Raw genomic sequence first — 15,344 nt, forward strand, 5'->3', positions numbered from 1 at the left:
GTCTACGCGGACTCAAAGAATTTGAAACCCACGGAGGTGGGTTTTGTCTGTATAGCCGCGAATTCCATTCGCTAGGGCAAGCAAGCTTGATCTACATTGTTAAGAATTTTCGACCAATTTGTATTTAATTGCCTGAATCATTAATATTGCTGAATGATGTCAACTGCGATTCGACCGCATTAAGATAACCTAAATCATTCAAAACTTTTGCTGGTAATTTGTTGGTCTTGATAGCAGCCTGAACCACATCTTTCGCAGTCAGTTTTCCTATTTGGTATTCAGAGATCAAAGCGCTTCCACTAGGAATACCCTGTTTTTTGAAAGCACCTTGATAAGCTAGAAAAGCAGTATTGAAAGGTTGAATATAGCTGGCAATTGGAGAATTAGTAGGTAAAGTATTAGAGTTAACATCTGCGTCGATTTGTCTGGCGCTATTGTTAGTATTAACTGTTTGAGCAACAGAAATTCCAGGTAGAAAACTAATACAAGTAACGATAAGTGCAGAATTGATTAAGTTTGTAAGTTTCATAAGTTTCTCCTCAGTTTAACTAGCTTAATTAGAGTTATCTAATAACCAAAAATTGTTTTTTGGTAAAATAATTTACTAATGATTTTAAAATCAATATTTTACGAATGAAGACAAAACTTTAATTGCTAAAATGATGTAATTTACAACTCGAAACTACAGAGTAAACTTAGACTATTTAAAATCACTAAGACCCATCATTTGATACGCAATAAAAGCAGTATCAAAAGGTTTGAGGTAATTTATATTCGTGGAATAGCTAGATAAAGTGTCAGAGTTGACGGCTGTGTTTATTGATGCACAACTGTTGTTATTCTTGGCTGTATGAAGGATAGTGATTTTAAGCATAGAATTAATCCAAGCAACAATATATACAGAGTTTATCAATTTTGGAAATTTCATAGAGTTATCCTCAACTAGAAAAAAGTACAATTGATAAGTGTTTTATAATAAAAAAATTCACTATTTTATAAATTTAAACATCTTACCTACACTCAGTTCATTTAATAGGTTGATTTATTAATTGCAAAAACTACTGATTTAAATTAATCAAAATATGAGAAATTGGCACTTGGCAGAAGCTTAAGTAAATAAAAGCTTAGAAAATCCAAAGTGCAATATATCAAAGCTATTATTTACAAACTTTGTTAAAAGCTGCGATCGCTCACATATATGTAATAGCAACATTCTCGTCTAAATACTTTTTGTTTTCGGCTATAAGCTGAAATAAAACTATATTTTGACCAATTAAGTTTGCATACCAATATGCTAAAAAATCTTGACGATAAAAGCAAATACTTTTAATTTTCAATTCGATAAATAAAAGTTATGCAAGTATTAATCTGGGATGGCGAGGTTTTATATAAAGCTTACTAGCTATTCATTTGAGCTTGGATAGATTTTGGTGAAAGGTAGGTGTTCAAGAGGATAAAATAAGCTAATCGTGTAAAAATGTTAAGTGAATAGTTTATTTACAAACTCACTTATGCCGAAAGCAATTTGGAATGGCGCAGTTTTAGCCGAGAGCGATAACACTATAGTTGTAGAAAATAACCATTATTTTCCTGCTGACTCCATTAACAAGGAGTACTTCACAGACAGTAATACCCACAGTAGTTGTCCTTGGAAAGGTGTCGCTAGCTACTACAGTATTGACGTTAATGGACAAATCAACAAAGATGCTGCTTGGTACTATCCCAGCGCCAAAGAGAAAGCTAAGAATATTGAAGGTTATGTAGCTTTCTGGAAGGGTGTAAAAGTTGAAGCTTAATAAAGATTGCTGGAAGTATTTTATTTCCAGGGACTTGATTCAGAATTTACAACAATCATCAAAGTGACATACTCCTACACTGTACTCAAAGAGTCAGTGTAGGCTTCCAGACAATCCGGCTATCGCTTAGGAGGCTCTTGGCTGGCTCTTGGCTTTGAGAACGGAATGCCCTACCGCTCTATTTTTTATATTTATCGCCGCATTATAAGTGAGAGTCTTCTTGCTGTTTCAGCTAAATTACACCCAGTAATCGGTTTAAAGGAGAATTACTGGTCTTAAACACAGGTTTTAAAGTAACAAAAATTAATTTTTTGTATAAAAACTTAATAATACTCATAATTACCCAATCCTGAAATCGGAAAATACTTACCTACTAAAGGATATAGATGCTCTATTTGTTGCATAAGGAGCTATTTGGTATCACAAAAGCAAAAAAATGTATTCTGTGATACAGTTTTTTAGTTTGAGTAAATAGACAATCAATCAAATTTATCCGTCTAGACATAATTGACCAAAGGTAAAACAAGAAGTAATCTCATAATTTCTGTAAAGCTCCCACTGTTATGTCTTTATCTGAAACTACAGCTAAACTGCAAATTTCCATTGATACTATCTGAGTACTAATCACTAGTTTTTTAGTATTCTTGATGCAAATCGGTCTTGCCATGTTAGAAGCGGATTTAATCTGCCAAAGAGGTATAGTAAATGTCTTACTAGAAAACTCTACTAAGGTCGCTGGAACCATCTTAAGTGCAGGTAAAAATTAGCTATAACTATGTTGCACCTTTTTATAGACATAATATTGAGAATTTATAGCAATCTCCTAAACACAACTTGTTTTGGAAAATTAAAGATTGCGTGAAGAAGACTTGACTGTTTTAGAAAATACATCATAATTACTTAATAATAACCATAAAAAATATTTACAGATGTGCCAATAGTTTCCTAAACTTCTACTAAGGTAATTTGATTCTCTGGTTTTTAAACAAGTGGTCTAAAGGAAAAATATCAAAAACCACTGGATTGCACTTCAGGCGGTAGTTTTTTCTGCTTAACCTGTTTTTTCCCTTTCTTAAGGATGGTTTGGAGGATGATGTTGAAATCCATGTACAAACAAAAATCAAAAACAAAAAATAGGCGTTTGTCTCCAAGAAATTACGCTGTCAATTCACAGTCCAACTCAAAAGTTAAGCTATTTAATCTAGCAATTAAGCGGCTCTCTCCCAGTTGGCAAGCCTGCTTACCTTTAGCTTGTCTGATTGTCTTGGCTTGGGGTTATGCCGCAGTTGCCCAAACCCCAGCCGCAGGGCCAACGACAGCAGAACTCAAAGTTGCTCTTGATACGCTGTGGGTTGCGATCGCTGCCTTTTTAGTGTTCTTTATGAACGCTGGTTTTTGTATGTTAGAAACCGGCTTCTGCCGCCAGAAGAACGCTGTCAACGTTCTTTCCAAAAACTTGATTGTATTTGCTCTCTCTAGCATTGCCTTTTGGCTGATCGGTTTTGCCTTAATGTTCGGTGATGGCAACGACTTCATCGGATTAAGTGGGTTTTTCTTAGGAGGTGCAGATAACAGTCCAACTACTGGAGACAACTATAAAGGTATCTTCGGTGCTATTAGTTGGGCTGGTGTACCTTTAGCTGCAAAGTTTTTATTCCAGTTAGTGTTTGCTGGAACAGCAGCAACAATCGTTTCTGGTGCAGTAGCCGAACGGATTAAGTTTGTTAGCTTCCTAATTTTCAGCCTCTTACTTGTGGGTATTCTCTACCCCATTACCGGACACTGGATTTGGGGAACTGGTTGGCTAGCAGACAGAGGCTTTTGGGATTTTGCCGGTTGTACGGTGGTTCACTCTGTAGGTGGCTGGGCAGCTTTGATGGGAGCAGCATTTCTTGGACCCCGCCTTGGTAGATATCAAGATAGGCAAGTTGTGGCCATGCCCGGTCACAACATGAGTATTGCCACTTTAGGCTGTCTGATCCTGTGGTTGGGCTGGTTTGGTTTCAACCCCGGTTCTGTGATGGCTGCAGATCCTAGTGCGATCAGTCACATTGCTGTAACCACTAATATGTCTGGTGCTGCCGGTGGAATTGCCGCCACTATTACAGCTTGGTTGTACTTAGGTAAACCAGACCTGTCAATGATTATCAATGGTATTTTGGCTGGCTTGGTTGGTGTTACAGCGTCTTGTGCTTACATAGGTATTCCTGCTTCTTTACTTATTGGCTTTATTGCTGGAGTACTGGTAGTTTTCTCTGTAACATTCTTTGACAAACTTGGCATTGATGACCCAGTAGGGGCAACCTCAGTTCACCTAGTTTGTGGTATCTGGGGAACTCTAGCAGTAGGTTTGTGGGCTGTTGGCCCTGGTGTTTATTCCTGGTATGGTGATGCACTTGGCCCAGCAAAAGGTTTATTTGCAGGTGGTGGCTTTGGACAGTTTGGTGCTCAGTTGCTGGGCGTTATCTCAGTAGGTGGCTTCACTGTCTTACTCAGTAGTATTTTTTGGCTGGCACTGAAAGCTACTTTAGGTATCAGAGTATCCAAAGAAGAGGAACTAGAAGGTTTGGATATTGGTGAACACGGTATGGAAGCCTACAGTGGATTTGTCAAAGAAGGTGATGCAACTGGATTTTCTGGAGAACAAAGCTCAATGGGAAAATTTTAAGGTAAATATTTCTTTGATTTACCCTCTGACATATTCCTAATATGAGCTAGCAACACACTATTGGTAGATTGAACTGATTCCGCCAAATTATCTATCCAAGCAGGAAAAAGTAGGGGGTTTTATACCTCCTACTTTTCTAAGTTTTTACCTGATTCGTGCTTTATTTATTGATCACAATCAAAAATATTAATACCATCTCATGAAATACTTGATACAGACACATGAGTAAGTGCGTACTATTATATCCCCTTATTTATGTGTTGCAAAGGTTTTTGGAAATGCTATCACTGGCTACCATGTATACAAGCCAGCGAGAATAAATCAAACTATTATAGCCGTTCTCAGTTGAGTGCGGTACAGACCTAACCGCCCTTCCCTACTAGGTTTGGGGAGTAAGATTCAAAGCCTCTCTCCTTTTAGGAGAGAGGTCAAAAATGTACTGCACCCAAGCGAGAAGCACTATAGTTTATTAGTTATTTACGTCGGCTTACTGAGACCAAGCTAGAGACTAAATATGGCAGCGTGCTTGCGAGTATTGACTGAATAATGCCACCATGAGTTTGCGTGAACTGAATCACGATGAAAATTTAATTTCAGCAAAACTTATTTTACCTTGTGAAATTTTATGGTTAGAGGATTGAGAGTTAGTATGCTGTTATTGGCAGTTCTGGGAAATCTGGCATGGCCATTTAGTGCCAAAGCAAATTTTAATGGCAAACTCACCGTAGAAATTGATGGCTTGAAAAGTAAAAATGGACAAGTCTGTGTCAGTATATTTGCTAGCAGTGAAGGATTTCCTGGCGATCGCGATCGCGGCTTACAAAAGCAGTGTACCAAGATTACTGACACTCCTTTACCCATTACCTTTGAGAACTTGAAAGCAGGTAGTTACGCCGTTGCTGTCTTCCACGATCAAAATAATGACGGCACTCTCAATAGCAATGTTTTGGGTATACCAAGCGAAGGCTTTGGATTTTCCAGTAACCCAGAAATTCGCACAAGAGCGCCCAAATTTAGCGAAGCAGCATTTTTAGTAGCAGGCCCAGATACTAATATTCAAATCCAATTAAAATATTTTTAAGTTTATTCTGGTGAATCGTTGTGTGAATCTTCTGGTAGACTTTGTTGCTCCGGCAAACCACGCATTCGATTCATCTGAGTTAAAGCATATCGTGCTGTTGCTTGCACTTCAGCATCTGGGTCATCTAAGGCATGACGCAACATCTGACTCATTTGACCCATCATGTCATAAACGCGCGTCAAGTCACGGATCGCATTTTGTCGCACTTGTGGACTTTCATCTTGGATTGAAATTGCTAAAGCACGGTTCATCGGTTTGAGTGTGCGGGTGCCAATTTCTGCTAAAGCTGCCAAAATTAAGCTGCTTTCTTGAGAATCGGCATCAATCATCAGGTCAACCATTGGTTGAACTGCCCGTGAATCTCCTTGTTGACCTAAATCCCAAATAGCCTTGCGCCGCTTCGTTGGGTCAGAACTGCGTAAATCTTGAATTAATTCGTCAACAATATTGAGTTTAGCAAGCCGAGAAGTTTTTTCTGGTAGCAGTAATTGTGGGACGACTGGCGGCGTAAATGTTTGTAGATTAGTTACAGTCTCTGGTAAGGGTGATGTCATCGAGTTGTTGTTAGCTTCGCTCAAACTTTTAGTCTCTGATATTTCGGATTGCATTTGTTTGGACTGACGAAACCACTTCAGCAGTGAAATAAGTGCGCCAATACTTCCTAGAACTCCAATGGCTAATATTAACCACCAGACAAAACCTCTCTCGGTTGGCTTCTCGGTTGGCTTGAGTGTTGTAGTTGATTTGGAAGCCGAAGCAGGAGAGGTGACTATTGGAGAAGTGACAATCTGATTATTGGCAGCCAAAGCTAAAGCTGCTTTCAGTCCCCCCATAGTCGCCATACCAGCAAGGCCATCTACTTTTAAACCATTTACTTTCTGGAAGTTCCTAACAGCGATTTTCGTACTGGCGTTGTACTCTCCATCTACTACGCCACTGTAGTATCCCAACTGTTTTAATTGGGTTTGTAATTTTCGCACATCTGATTTTGGACTTCCATATGTCAAAACAGCCGGACTAGCAGCAACTGTCGAACTAGCTTGTGCAAGTTCTAAAATTTTAGGTGCTAGGTTAGGTGTAGCTGTGCTTGAGCGATTTGGATAAAAACCTACGCAAGAAAAACAAGTAAATATCAGAATTGAGGAACGGCATAGCCTCATATTGAAAGTTTCAGCCTAAACGCGCTTTTGAAATATTCGATACCACAATATCTTTAAGATTAGCAAATCTTAAACTGTTACGCATTTAACTTGAACATTTACATGAAGGTTGATGACTGATAACCGTTAACCGTCAATAGTTAACGACCGTAAAGAGTGTTTATACAATTTAGGCGTGCATCAGCTTAACTGTTATTTGTTATTTGTCGCCATACATTGGGCATGAGGTTATTAACCTTCTCTAGGCCATCTCACCTTTGACGAGTTAAGGTAAAATTTCTCGTTCAGATTCTCTAACTGTTAAAGTTATGGGGTTCAATTTTTTAGCAGATGCTTCTAAAGCTGGTTGCTGTATATTAGCTATTTCGCCAACGGTAACTGTGTCGTTTTGCGCTGCTAAAGTATCACGTTGGTTAATGAGATAGATGCTGATTAAAGTTAGGAAAACACCGACCCACTGCAACGGACTGAGGACTTCTGAGAGGAAAAGATTGCCGAATAGTAGTGCAAATACGGGCGTGAGGAAAGTGAGGGAACTAAGACTGGTGAGACTGCCACTAGAAGCAAAGTAGAAGAATAACCCGTAGGCGATCGCACTGCCAAATACGGTAGCATAACCCAAAGCCACTAAATCAGATCCTCCAAGATTCTCCCACTGCTGGGATTCGACAAATGATGAAACTCCCCACAGTGGCAATCCACCCAAAATCATGTGCCATCCCGTAGCGGTTACCGGGTCAGCATATCGGCACACAAACCGAATCAACACTGTTCCCACAGCCATTGATAACGCTGCTAATAGCATCAACCACTCGCCGCTAGCAAACAAATCTTCCCAGCTGCCAATTGTAATATTTGCGCCTGAGTCGAGAAAATGTAAAATCCACTCATCAGGTAAGCCGATTAAACTAATGCCTGTGACACCCAAGCCTAGTCCTAGCCATCCCCAAAAACCAATGTGTTCTTGGAATAACCACAACGACAGCAAAGCAACAGCTAAGGGTTGCGAGTCAATCATCACAGACCCTAACCCCGCACTGGTTCTGACTAATCCCTCTGCCAAAAAGCCTTGAAACAACGTCCCATCTATGAGGGCAAATAAGGCAATCCACAGCCATGCAGCCCAACCTTTGGGCTGAGGTTTACCCATGAATGCTGCTGCTATCAGAATTAACATCCCCGCTGGTATCAGACGCACACCTGCCATGAATAGTGGTGTCGTGTGGGGTATTACTCCTTTCATGGCTACCATTGCCGTCCCCCATAGGAAAAAGGGGGCAATTAATAGGAGGGGGGCGAAGGGAAGTCGAGATGCACTGAGTTTCAGTTGCATGGGTTTGCTGATGCCTTTGTTTAACAAGCGCAAAAATTGCTTTACCCAATTTTACCGAATTATGTAGTTTTGTGTTCGTGTAGCGTCTCAAAGAGAAGGAAAAGATACTCAGATGTAGACAAGGTTACAGGATGCTGAAGATTGCAAAGAGGCATTCCTCCTAAATACAGCAAATATTTTAAGACTGTGGAGGTTGACACAAGCCAACCTCCACAAAATTTAGAAACTATTATTGGGTCAAATAACCAAATAAATTGACCGCAGCCTCCACCATCTAACCTTGTTGATAAAACTTATGGTTATATAAATCAACTCAACACGGAGGTTAATTTATAATTCATACCTGCGAAAAATATTGTATTAAAAGCAACGCAGATTTCCAAGACTATCCTGAGATACTGAATTGGTCGAGCTATTTACAGAAGATTTTTCACTCAGGTAAACTCACAGGCGATCGCTTCAGTGACGGAAATATCTATTGAAACTCCCATACAAGTTTATAGCCTCAGTTAAATAGAATCGTAGGGGGAAACAAGGCTAACAAACCTAATTTCCTTAAAGAAACCGGGTTTAGAGTACCTGTAATATGGGAGACTTGGCAATATTCCCTATAAATCAGATTCAAGATGAGTAACACAATTTCGGACATCGCAGTTAAGACCATCAACGGCGAGGATAAGCAATTAAACGAGTATACCGGGAAAGTACTCTTAATTGTGAATGTGGCTTCCTACTGCGGGTATACTTCTCAATACAATGGTCTAGAAAATTTGAATCAGAAGTATAGAGAAGCAGGATTACGTATTTTGGGGTTCCCTTGTAACGATTTTGGAGCGCAGGAACCAGGAAGCAATGAGGAAATTGTGCAATTTTGCACGAGTAAATATAGTGTTACCTTTGAACTGTTCGATAAAGTTCATGCCAAAGGCTCGCAGCAACATCCACTTTATGAGAGACTTACCAAAGCCGTTGAGCCAACGGGAACTGTTGCTTGGAACTTTGAGAAATTTTTAGTTAATAAGCAAGGTGAAGTGATAGCTAGATTTAATAGTAGTGTCCAGCCAAATTCACCAGAAATAATTGCCATAATTGAAAAAGAATTAGCAAAATAGTCATTGAGTAAAAATTTCTATACTATTGACTATCGACTGTTAGTTCTGGACTGTTAATTGTATTTACATACAGTCCTTTAATTGAGAATATTGTCTCGATGAGTAGTTTAATTTATTTGTGTCTAAGTTGTCATGAACGTTGCAATCATTGGTTGTGGTTATGTTGGTTATAAAGTTGCTGAATATTGGCATAAAAAGGGAGATTTTGTTGTCACTGTAACCACAACTTCCTCTGAGCGTGTCCCTGCACTAAAATCAGTATCCGAAAGAGTTGTAATTACTCGTGGGAATGACCTAGATAGTTTGAAATCAGTTTTGCACGACCAAGACGTTGTACTTTTGAGTGTTGGTGCAAAAGGTGCAGAAGTTTATGAAGAAACTTATCTACAAACTGCCCAGAGTTTAGTTTTATCCTTGCAGCAGATTCCGAGTATAAAACAATTAATATACACAGGAAGCTATGCAGTGTATGGTGACAGAAATGGTGTATGGGTAGATGAAGAAACACCGCTTGCACCCGCTAATTTAAATGCACAAATTCTCAGAAAAGCAGAGGATGTGTTGCTCTCAGCATCTAGCGAAAATCTCCGCGTTTGCATTTTTCGCTTAGGAGGAATCTATGGCCCTGGTAGAGAACTATTGAAAATATTTAACAGATATTCTGGTGTAACTCGTCCCGGCGGCGATGATATTACGAATTGGATACATTTGGATGATATTGTTGGTGCAATAGAATTTGCCCGTCACCGTCGTTTGCAAGGGATTTACAATCTGGTAGATGATGCACATCTTACCAGTCGAGACTTGCTAGACAGCCTATTTGAAAAACATAATTTGCCCAAAGTTATATGGGATACTTCCATCAAAAGTATCCGCCCATATAATGCTTGGGTATCGAATGAAAAGCTTAAAGAGGCTGGATACCAGTTAATTCATCCACAAATTATTTTTTAACAAGTATTAAAAACTAGGAATTATGCAACCATCTGCTGTAAGTAACACAACCAATTTGACAGCATCTCCTAGCCAGTTTTACAGTTGGCAGAATTATCGTTGTGCTTACGAAATCCATCAACCAATTAATACAGTATCTGAGGGTATTCCCTTACTGTTAATTCATCCTATTGGTGTTGGGTTGTCGCGGCAATTTTGGCAGCGATTTTGCCGCGAATGGTATAATTCAGGTCAGGATAACCCAATTTACAACCCTGACTTACTAGGATGTGGCGAAAGTGATATGCCTCATCTGGCTTACACTCCTAGTGATTGGGCAGAACAGTTGCAGTACTTTTTACAAACAGTTGTGCAAAAGCCTGTCATTGTAATAGTACAAGGTGCTTTATTACCAGTTGCGATCGCATTAGTCCAAAAGCAATCAAACTTAATTGCCGGGCTTGTACTCTCTGGGCCTCCAACATGGGCTTTGATGACAAGCAAATCACCAGAATGGCAGCAAAGATTTGTTTGGAATCTATTAGATTCCCCTTTTGGAAGTGCTTTTTATCGCTATGCACGCACTCCAAAGTTTTTACATTCTTTCTCGACTCGGCAACTTTTTGCTTCTGAGAATGCTGCGGATGCAGAGTGGTTGAATACACTGCTTGCAGGTGCAGAAAATCCTGCTAGTCGCCATGCAGTTTTTTCTTTTCTAGCAGGCTTTTGGCGACAGGATTATACTAGTTCTATCGCCTCTATTGAGCAACCAACATTAGCGGTTATGGGGGAAACTGCATCGAGTATTAGTCAAAAAAGTAAAAAAGAAACGCCAGACGAACGCTTGACTCACTACCTCGCCTGTTTGCCTCAAGGTCAAGGTATAAAAATAAATGGACGCAATGTTTTACCATATGAATCAACTGCTGAATTTGTAGCAGCGATCGCGACCTTTATTAATGAAAATTTTTAGCTGATTGATAGTTACATCATACCAGTCTTCCCATGATAGGTTATGACTGGAATTGATTACTAAAGGCAAGCAAAATTATGTTCCCCAATCGCCGAGGACAAAGAGTTCCTAATGTCACTTTTCATACTCGTAAGGGTAACGAATGGGTGGATGTGACAACTGATGAACTGTTTGCTAATAAGACAGTGGTTGTCTTCTCCTTACCAGGTGCTTACACTCCGACTTGTTCATCGACTCATCTCCCTGGTTATAACGAATTGGCTGGGGTTTTCAAAAAAAATGGTGTCGATGACATTATCTGTATTTCTGTCAACGATCCCTTTGTGATGAACGAATGGGCAAAAGTTCAAGAGGCAGAAAATATTACAGTAATTCCCGATGGTAATGGTGAATTTACTGAAGGCATGGGTATGCTAGTAGACAAATCAGACTTGGGGTTTGGGAAGCGATCGTGGCGTTACTCGATGCTCGTAAGAGATGGTGTAATTAACCAAATGTTTATTGAGCCAGACGAGCCAGGAGATCCCTTTAAGGTGTCTGATGCTGAGACAATGCTTAGATATATCAACCCTCAAGCAGTGAAGCCCGAAGTAGTTTCTCTGTTTACGAAAGTGGGTTGTCCCTTCTGTGCGCGTGCTAAGGGGATGCTTAAGGAACATGGTATCAACTACGAAGAAATTACCTTGGGTAAAGATATCACCACACGTTCCTTACGAGCAGTTACAGGTGCGACAACAGTTCCCCAAGTATTTATTGATGGTAAATTAATTGGTGGTTCTGAGGCGCTAGAAGCCTACTTTGCTGCTAAATAGGTTTTAGTTGGCGCACACAGCCTTATCTATATCAACTTCAGGTGAAAGTTACGGTATTTTTTGACCACAACTTGACTTGTCAGAATTGAAAGCCACAGATCCCTGACTTCTTAAAAGAAGTCAGGGATTTTTGTTTCTCAAAAGTCAGCAGTTAACAAATCTTCAGATTAAAGATGTATTTTTTTATAGTTATTCACTACTAATCAGATAAAATTGATTCGGATTAAATTCCCCTTTATTTAAAAGACAATATGTTTGCCAGAATTCGCCGACTTTTGAGCCAATTTTTTAGTAGATCAAGAACAATTAACAACGAGCCACTGAATAAAGTAAGTTTAATTGTAATTATTTTAATTGATATTTTTATCTTGATTAATGTTTTTACCGGACTCGATGATATTAGCAGATGGCATATTAGCCCTACCGAGGCTTATCCATGTTATTCAGAGTGGCAAAATTACCGGACAAAAACCACTCAAGATAAAGACTATGAAATTGTTAGACTTTCATTGCCATATAACCTGAACAATAAACTCAATTTTCAGCAAAACTATCAACGAGCCGAAGCAGGACATCTGGGTGAAGTTTCTAAAAATTGCTTGCAATATGCCGGGTACAAAGATAAGATTAACGATACTCAAAACCAGCAAATCATCAAAAATATTGACCAAAGGCAAGCGAAAATCAGTAACATTGAACAAGCCAATCGCACTATTAAAACTCAATATGACTCAACGCTCTTAGAAAAAATTGCAGGTCAGGGTCGTGAACAATCAATTAATCAAGTCGGTGCTGAAAAAGCTAAACAGAGATTAGAACAAAATAATCGCCAAATTTCTACTATTAAACAAGAAATTTCTAATCTTAAAAACGAACTCCTTGCCAAAGTGGAAAGCACTAATTTTATAGCCTTTCTTAAAGATGAAAATCAATTTAGCGAAGTTGACAAAGGCTATCAGCAGGCATCATTTTGGTATCCAAGTATCCAGCTTGCTTTTCAGTCCCTCTTTCTTCTACCGCTTATTCTCATTGCCTTATCAGTCCACAAATTTGCCCAAAGAAGAGGATATGGACTCATCTCGCTAATTAGCTGGCATTTGTTAGTCATCTTTTTTATCCCATTAATCGTTAAAATATTTGAATTTCTTCAAGTAGGGGCAATATTTCAATTTCTATTTAATGTCATTAGCACCCTTTTTGGTGGTTTACTATTTTTGATAAATTATGCTTATATCTTGTTGATTCCAATTATTGGTTTTGGAATTATCCAGTTTTTTCAAAAATTTGTCTTTAATATTAAAGTCCAGGCAGCCAGCAGAGTTCAAAAATCACGCTGTGTAAATTGCGCCAAGAAAATACGACATCTTGACACTTACTGTCCGCACTGTGGTTATTATCAAAACATGGAATGTCAAAACTGTCATAATCTTACTTATAAACATTTGCCATATTGTAAACATTGCGGAGCTTCTCAAGATTCTAGTGTTTTGTAATCGATCAATTTGTGAAGATATTAACCTGTTTGTCTCAGAAAAGCACTATTAAATTTATTTGGTGTTCATGAGCTAAAGTAACTAAAACTATCTACTGATAGATTACATTGACGCACAACTTCTAGGTTAATTGATTACAACGGACTTAATATGTAAAAAGTGAAAAAACCCAATAAAGAGAGTCAGTCGCCTCTTTCTTTTCTCAAAAACCTCTTGATTGCTCGTTGGCGATCGCTCTTACTCCTCTTGATAGGAGTATATTTACCTTTGCAGGTCTTTGAGATCCTGACAGTGAATATATGGAAGAATCAAGCTGGCTTCCCGTGGGATGTGCCTATTTTGTTAGCAGTTCATTCTACAGCAAACCCACAGCTTGATGTTTTAGCGGTGACGCTAGGTATAATTGGGCTACCTTGGACGGCAATACCAATTTTGGGTGCGATCGCAATTATATTACTACTTCAAAAACGCTGGCGATCGCTAGCTTATTTACTCACCGCCTCAATGGGAAGTGTGATCATCAACCGCACAGCAAAACAATTAATGCATCGAGTGCGTCCACAATTGTGGCAATCCATTGCGCCTGAGTCTAGTTTTGCATTTCCCAGCGCTCATGCCATGACGAGTATAACTCTGGTCGCAATTTTGCTATTCTTAACCTGGACTAGCTCTTGGCGTTGGTTGGTTCTCATCTTCGGCAGCTTATATATTATAGCTATTGCATGGTGTCGTCTCTATCTGGGGGTACATTTTCCGAGTGACATTCTTGCGGGTTGGATGGTTGCATTAGGTTGGACAATTGGTGTCAGTCTAATTATTAAACCCTATAGAACTAAAGCCAAATCTATATATGGCGATCGCGCTGATGATGAAACTACCTTACTCCCCGAAGAAAGAAACTTGGTAACCAAAAAGTAATATTATGTGGGCTTCAAGACTTATTATTTAGGCTGACACACAGACGCAGAAACACGGATAAAAATCAAATATAAGTCAGGACTTACGCAAACAACAGCCGAAACCCTTATTCTCTGGTAGGGGCAATTCATGTAGCCGAAGGCTTCTCGCAGGGTATTGCCTCTACAGCGTATAGTTTTGCGTAAGTCCTAATAAGTCTCATAAAAATTCTGTCTGACTGTTGAACAAGATTCCAGATAAAACGCGCTTTTCAAACTCAGTATATTTTAAAAAATCAAATAGCAAACTTAATATATAGCAGTTTTTATCTGCATTTTATACCTCGCCTTCAAAAACAAACTGATATATCAATACATTTGGGTTGAAGGTAAATTTTAAAGCCTATTAAGAACTTTGTAAAAGCTCATTAATTGAACTTATACTCTGTTTAATTTGTTCTATCAGAGAAGTTCTGAATAAGTTAAAAGTTTCGCCTGAAATGTTGAGTAATCCCAAAGCATATAATAAGCTCGAAATCCCAATAAATAGAGCCAAAAATCTACCAAAACAACCGGGATTAATTTCAATAAAACCTAGTTTAGATTGCCCAATGACAGCAATCGTTATAAAAACGATCCCTGCTATTATAAATACGTTACTCGAAGTTAAATCTGTCATTTTCTTATATAAGATACCTCTATACTTTTATTATAACTATTATTAATTCAAATTAAAAGTGGGGAGAATCATGCAGTTAATCAAGCGCTACCATCACTGGATGCGCCGTTGTAATTGTCATGTCAGTTATCTTAATACCACTCCGAAATATTCTCATGTATATTATATAAACCAAAGGCATTAGCTGGAAAACTATCGGCTGGTACCGAGTATTTTGGACATTGTACCAAGTACGATACGTACCTCTTCCTTCCTCCACAAATCTTTGCGCCCCTACCCTACGGAAAGGCGTACCCCTACGGGGAAGCAAGCTACGCGTAGCGTCTCGTAGAGAAGCGTCTATACATTAAAAAAACTACCCCTCTCCGCCACCGGAAAGGGGTTAATCACTGCTGAAACTCAGCACTT

13 protein-coding genes are annotated in these 15,344 nt (G+C 39.0%); 9 read left to right on the plus strand and 4 right to left on the minus strand.

The window, feature by feature from the left end; translation table 11 throughout:
- Positions 1-124: 124 nt before the first annotated feature.
- A complete protein-coding gene (locus tag H6G96_RS18890; RefSeq protein ID WP_190912869.1) occupies positions 125-529 on the minus strand; it encodes a hypothetical protein in 405 nt (134 codons plus the stop codon).
- Positions 530-1,511: 982 nt separating this feature from the next.
- On the opposite strand from H6G96_RS18890, the gene H6G96_RS18895 reads away from it, so the two are divergent.
- From H6G96_RS18895 to H6G96_RS18905, 3 genes are all read left to right on the plus strand, one after another.
- Entirely contained in the window at positions 1,512-1,796 is a 285-nt protein-coding gene (locus H6G96_RS18895; RefSeq protein ID WP_190912870.1) for a DUF427 domain-containing protein, read from the plus strand.
- A 1,105-nt stretch (positions 1,797-2,901) separates the two neighbouring features.
- A complete protein-coding gene (gene amt, locus H6G96_RS18900) occupies positions 2,902-4,464 on the plus strand; it encodes an ammonium transporter (RefSeq protein ID WP_190912901.1) in 1,563 nt (520 codons plus the stop codon).
- Between the two features lie 625 nt (positions 4,465-5,089).
- Positions 5,090-5,545, plus strand: coding sequence for a DUF2141 domain-containing protein (locus H6G96_RS18905; protein WP_190912871.1), 456 nt, complete (start codon positions 5,090-5,092; stop codon positions 5,543-5,545).
- A gap of 2 nt (positions 5,546-5,547) precedes the next feature.
- Here H6G96_RS18905 and H6G96_RS18910 read toward each other — a convergent pair whose 3' ends face one another.
- Positions 5,548-6,705 carry a peptidoglycan-binding protein gene (locus H6G96_RS18910; RefSeq protein ID WP_190912872.1) on the minus strand — a complete coding sequence of 386 codons (1,158 nt, stop codon included), beginning with the start codon at positions 6,703-6,705 and terminating at the stop codon, positions 5,548-5,550.
- 265 nt (positions 6,706-6,970) lie between these two features.
- Positions 6,971-8,038, minus strand: a complete 1,068-nt coding sequence (locus H6G96_RS18915) for an EamA family transporter (protein WP_190912873.1) — start codon at positions 8,036-8,038, stop codon at positions 6,971-6,973.
- A gap of 626 nt (positions 8,039-8,664) precedes the next feature.
- On the opposite strand from H6G96_RS18915, the gene H6G96_RS18920 reads away from it, so the two are divergent.
- From H6G96_RS18920 to H6G96_RS18945, 6 genes are all read left to right on the plus strand, one after another.
- Positions 8,665-9,150 carry a glutathione peroxidase gene (locus tag H6G96_RS18920; protein ID WP_190912874.1) on the plus strand — a complete coding sequence of 162 codons (486 nt, stop codon included), beginning with the start codon at positions 8,665-8,667 and terminating at the stop codon, positions 9,148-9,150.
- Between the two features lie 132 nt (positions 9,151-9,282).
- Positions 9,283-10,104 (plus strand): SDR family oxidoreductase, encoded by an 822-nt coding sequence (locus H6G96_RS18925; protein WP_190912875.1) that lies wholly within the window; start codon positions 9,283-9,285, stop codon positions 10,102-10,104.
- A 22-nt stretch (positions 10,105-10,126) separates the two neighbouring features.
- Positions 10,127-11,056, plus strand: a complete 930-nt coding sequence (locus tag H6G96_RS18930) for an alpha/beta hydrolase (RefSeq protein ID WP_190912876.1) — start codon at positions 10,127-10,129, stop codon at positions 11,054-11,056.
- A gap of 77 nt (positions 11,057-11,133) precedes the next feature.
- Positions 11,134-11,868, plus strand: coding sequence for a redoxin family protein (locus H6G96_RS18935; RefSeq protein ID WP_190912877.1), 735 nt, complete (start codon positions 11,134-11,136; stop codon positions 11,866-11,868).
- A 251-nt stretch (positions 11,869-12,119) separates the two neighbouring features.
- A complete protein-coding gene (locus tag H6G96_RS18940; RefSeq protein ID WP_190912878.1) occupies positions 12,120-13,361 on the plus strand; it encodes a hypothetical protein in 1,242 nt (413 codons plus the stop codon).
- A gap of 159 nt (positions 13,362-13,520) precedes the next feature.
- Entirely contained in the window at positions 13,521-14,279 is a 759-nt protein-coding gene (locus tag H6G96_RS18945; RefSeq protein WP_190912879.1) for a phosphatase PAP2 family protein, read from the plus strand.
- Positions 14,280-14,663: 384 nt separating this feature from the next.
- Here the strand turns inward: H6G96_RS18945 and H6G96_RS18950 are convergent, their stop codons facing one another.
- On the minus strand, positions 14,664-14,936 hold the full coding sequence (locus tag H6G96_RS18950) for a hypothetical protein (RefSeq protein WP_190912880.1): 273 nt from the start codon (positions 14,934-14,936) through the stop codon (positions 14,664-14,666).
- Between the last annotated feature and the right edge of the window lie 408 nt (positions 14,937-15,344).

This window comes from Nostoc sp. FACHB-892, from assembly GCF_014698795.1.
In the GTDB taxonomy this organism is placed as follows: domain Bacteria; phylum Cyanobacteriota; class Cyanobacteriia; order Cyanobacteriales; family Nostocaceae; genus Nostoc.